We start from the raw sequence: 4,347 nt of genomic DNA, 5'->3' as shown, positions 1-4,347 counted from the left end.
CCGCCGGAGCCGACGCGAATGGTTTTCGTCGCTGTAGCCAGTGCGGCGATCAGTATTTCGGGAGAAGAGCTGGCGAGATCGGGTGTGTTGTGGTGTTCCGCCACCCAGAAGCGCTCATAGCCCAGCGCTTCTGCCTTCCGGGCGTAGGCAATGGTGCGCTGGAGCGCCGCATGAGCAGATTCGCCGTGAGCGATTGGGCTCTTGTCCAGAAGACTGAGGCGATACGTCATATCAAATCCCCTTCATTCAGGGGGTAGCTTAAGTCTACTAATTCTCTATACAAACACAAATTGATGTTTTATTGCGGTGAATAGAAAGTCTTTTTCTGTTTCTGTCGTCCTAGATAAGCGGTGCGTTTGCGCACCTGCTTCTAGAGAAACATCCTGCTTCGAAAGTACTCAGCCGGAGCATGGTGTTTGGATCTGCGTCTCCGGCGCCCTGGTTCCGATACTTTCTTTCGCGTCGTGGTGATCAAAAAACTACCGTCTCCTTAGGCATCTACGTGGCCGCTCCAAATGCGGTGGCGATGACCATACGTGCTCCCTACAATTCGGCCTGTTTGACGCTGGAATTTTCTGGCTTTGATCTATGGCAAAGAGGCGGACATTTAGGCTGTTTGCGGCGGTCAGAGCGGAGTGACGGCAAGAAGTTGCCAAAGGTGCTGCGCCGCTAGAAGCCAATACTCCAAGCGATCAGCGTGCTCAGAAATATAGTCTATTCAAATTATAGACTTAAAGTCACGCGCAGTGGTCTAAATCATGTATGACGCACCAAGCTAACCAAACAATACCCTATGTTCGTGCCAGGGCACTGGAATGGCCTACACTTGCCCTGGTGCTTGCGATCTATGGTGGGTGGTTGGTGCTCACCTTTTTCTGGCAGTCGATCCCGCTCTGGCTCTTCGTGCCGCTTGCTGCCTGGACCGTTGCCTGGCAGAGCTCTTTGCAGCATGAGATCATTCACGGCCATCCGACGCGGATCAAAGCGCTCAACGATGCGCTGGGCTGGCCGCCACTTTCGCTCTGGCTGCCCTATCCGATCTACAAGCTGAGCCACTTGCAGCACCATCGCGATGAGCGGCTGACAGATCCGCTCGATGATCCGGAATCCTTCTACATCACTGAAAAGGCCTGGAGCGAGGCGCCGGCCTGGCTGCAGGCGTTGCTGCGGTTCAACCAGACTCTACTTGGACGTCTGCTTGTCGGGCCGGCTTTCATGATCGGCTTCTTCCTCCATGCCGAGTTCGGCTTGATCCTCGCCGGTGAGGGCAAGCGGCGGCGCATCTGGGCTATCCAGGCTGTGTTGGTGGCGCTGGTACTGGTCTGGGTGTTCGCGATCTGCCAGATGCCGCTTTGGCTATATCTGCTGGTGTTCGTCTATGCCGGTGGCGCGCTGACCCGCATCCGTTCTTTTGCCGAGCACCGCTTTGCTGAAAAGCACGAGGAACGCACGGCCATTGTTGAAGGTGGCGGTCCCTTGGCGCTGCTGTTTCTCAACAACAACCTGCATGTGCTGCACCACTTGCGCCCGACCATCGCCTGGTACGATTTGCCCGCACTTTACCGGGCGCACCGCGAGACGCTAGTGGAGCGTAACGGCGGCCTCGTCTATCGCAACTATGGCGAACTCTTTGCGCGCTTCCTTGTCCGTCCCCATGACAAGCTACTGCATCCGCATCACAGCACCGTGGACGCACGCGAATGACGCGGACAGTTTCGCTGGCCATGTACGATCCGGGCGCAGGCGCGGTGGATCGGTTGTGGGTCGATCTGCGTGAGCGTCTGATCGCCGCTGGTTTCGATGATCTGCCCGTGGCGCTGGACGGCGGCGGAGACCTCGAAGCTGCCTGGCTCGACCATAATCTCCTCCTTGCACAAACATGCGGCTATCCCCTCCGCCACTTGCTCGATGGTCGGGTCCGCTATGTGGGCACACCGATCTATGCGGTCGAGGGGACAGACGGGCCAAACTATAGCAGCGCGATCGTCGTCAGAGCCGATGATCGCGCCGAGCGCCTCGAAGACTTGCGCGGCCGCCGCGCCGCCTACAACGCCGTCCATTCTCAGTCCGGCTACAATACTTTTCGCGAGGCAGTTTCCGTCTACGCCGAAAATGGACGCTTCTTCTCAGAGACTTTTGCAACCGGCAGCCACTCGGCATCGTTGCAATCGGTGATCGACGGGCACGCCGATGTGGCGGCGATCGATCCCGTCACGCTGCAACTGCAACCACAGGAAGTGCGGGATGCGATCAAGGTCATTGGCTGGACCGCTGCCGCTCCTGGCCTCCCGTTCGTCACCGTGCTGACACTATCTGACAATGACCTCGTCAAATTGCGGGCCGTACTCGTCGACTTCTTTGGCGGGGCGGCACGGAAGGATCATCCCGAATTTCACTTCGCAGGCTTCGAGGTACTCCCAGACGAAGCCTATGACAGCATTCTTGCGATGGAACAGCGAGCTATCGATCGATCCTATCCGCGCCTCGCTTGAACCATCCCAAAGACAACCGGCCAACGATCCAAGGAGACTATCGTGCGTCTACTGACCAAACTTGCCGCGGCAACCCTTGCCCTGGCACTGACTACCAGCCTCGCCAATGCGCAGGTCGTCGTGTCATCCAAGATCGACACCGAAGGTGGGCTCCTGGGCAACATCATCTCGCAGGTGCTGCAAGCCAATGGCGTGCCGGTGACGGAAAAAATCCAGCTTGGCGTCACCTCGGTCGTGCGCGAAGCTATCGTCGCAGGCCAGATCGATATCTATCCGGAATATACCGGCAATGCCGCCTTCTTCTTCAACAAGGCCGACGATCCGCTCTGGAACGATGCCGCCAAGGCCTATGCCGAAGCCGCGAAGCTCGACCTCGAAGCCAACAAGGTGGTCTGGCTGCAGCCAGCGCCGGCCAACAACACTTGGGCCGTAGCCCTCCGCAAGGATCTTGCTGAAGCCAATGGTCTCGTGACCTTCAGCGATTTCGGCAAGTATGTCGCCGGTGGTGGTTCGGTGAAGCTGGCAGCGTCGGCCGAGTTCGTGAGTTCGCCTGCGGCTCTTCCGAAATTCCAGGAAGTCTACGGCTTCACCCTTAAGCCCGAACAACTCGTGACGCTGTCGGGTGGCGACACCTCCGCGACTATTGCCGCTGCAGCGCAGCAGACCGACGGCGTCAATGCCGCCATGGTCTATGGCACAGATGGCGGCATTGCTCCGTCAGGCCTTGTCGTCCTCCAGGACGACAAGGGAGTGCAGCCGGTCTACGAGCCCGCCCCGATCATTCGTGAAGTCGTGCTCGCAGAATATCCGCAGATCAAGGACCTGCTGGCGCCGGTCTTTGCAAAGCTCGACATCACCACTCTGCAGGACCTCAACGGCCGTATTCAGGTCAGCGGAGAATCCGCGCAGTCCGTGGCCATCGATTGGCTGAAGACCAACAACTTCCTGAAGTAGTAGTCTCATCGAGGGGTGGGCCATTCCGGCCTGCCCCAACCCCTTTTGGTCATGACAGATAGTTTAACGCCACCATCCTCGCGGCATGTCTTTGACCGGTTGGGGATTGTCATCTCTGCTCTCGCAATAGCGGGGCTCTTTTGCCCCTTTGTGCTGTTCCGCGCCAATCGCATCGTGGCGGGCGAGGCCCGCTATCTGCTCGATGCCTTGCCGGGCTGGGCGGGTTATTTTCTTCTGGCGGCACTCGGTGCCGGCGCCGCGCTGGCTTTGCTGCGGCTCGAAGCGCGTCCGCGTCTGGCTATCAGTTTCGCAGCGCTCGTCTTGCTCGCCATTGGCCTGGGCTGGGCGGTGGATAGTGTGACACCCGAGGGCGACAAGATTTCGCGCACGGCACCGGCACTTGGCGTCTGGCTCGAATTGCTGGCCTTTGGCTTACTTGCGGCCGACAGTGTTGTGCGGTTGGGGCTGAAACCGCTGTCCCGTATTGCCCTGCTCTTTGTGGTTGGGCTCGCCATCGCGACCATCCTTGTTTCGGGCATCTGGTCCGATCTTTCGGTACTGCGCGAATATGCCAATCGGGCCGATGTCTTCTGGCGCGAGGGGGCGACCCATATCGCGCTGGCGTTGGGGTCGTTGGTCGCGGCTGCACTTGTCGGCCTGCCGCTCGGCATGGCCATTCATCCCACCCGGCGCGTGCGAGCCGTGGTCACCGGCATACTGAGCGCGGTGCAGACCATTCCTTCAATTGCGCTGTTCGGTCTTCTTATTGCCCCGCTCGCCTGGCTTGCAGCGACCGTTCCGGCCGCTGCCGCCGTCGGTATTGCCGGCATCGGCGCCGCGCCGGCAATGCTTGCGTTGTTTCTTTATTCGCTGATGCCCGTTGTCTCCAACACGCTGGCGG

Annotated in this window: 4 protein-coding genes and 1 pseudogene; 4 read left to right on the top strand and 1 reads right to left on the bottom strand. The window is 59.3% G+C overall.

The features are described 5' to 3' along the window. Positions 1-230 (bottom strand): LLM class flavin-dependent oxidoreductase (locus J0I64_RS01215; protein WP_291405615.1); only part of this gene is annotated, 230 nt, incomplete at its 3' end. A gap of 631 nt (positions 231-861) precedes the next feature. Between J0I64_RS01215 and J0I64_RS01210 the strand changes: the two genes are divergently transcribed. The 4 genes and pseudogenes from J0I64_RS01210 to J0I64_RS01195 form a co-directional block, all read left to right on the top strand. Continuing rightward, a complete protein-coding gene (locus tag J0I64_RS01210) occupies positions 862-1,704 on the top strand; it encodes a fatty acid desaturase (protein WP_366933669.1) in 843 nt (280 codons plus the stop codon). Next, positions 1,701-2,492 carry a PhnD/SsuA/transferrin family substrate-binding protein gene (locus J0I64_RS01205; protein WP_291405612.1) on the top strand — a complete coding sequence of 264 codons (792 nt, stop codon included), beginning with the start codon at positions 1,701-1,703 and terminating at the stop codon, positions 2,490-2,492. The genes J0I64_RS01210 and J0I64_RS01205 overlap by 4 nt, the downstream gene beginning before the upstream one ends. Before the next feature lie 39 nt (positions 2,493-2,531). After that, entirely contained in the window at positions 2,532-3,446 is a 915-nt protein-coding gene (locus tag J0I64_RS01200) for an ABC transporter substrate-binding protein (RefSeq protein WP_291405617.1), read from the top strand. A gap of 150 nt (positions 3,447-3,596) precedes the next feature. Continuing rightward, positions 3,597-4,347, top strand: a pseudogene (locus J0I64_RS01195) (ABC transporter permease); the annotation flags it as partial.

The sequence above is a fragment of the Devosia sp. genome (genome assembly GCF_017307565.1).
GTDB lineage: Bacteria > Pseudomonadota > Alphaproteobacteria > Rhizobiales > Devosiaceae > Devosia.
The sequence above is the reverse complement of the archived record's forward strand: the minus strand, read 5'-3'. Positions and strand labels throughout refer to the sequence as shown.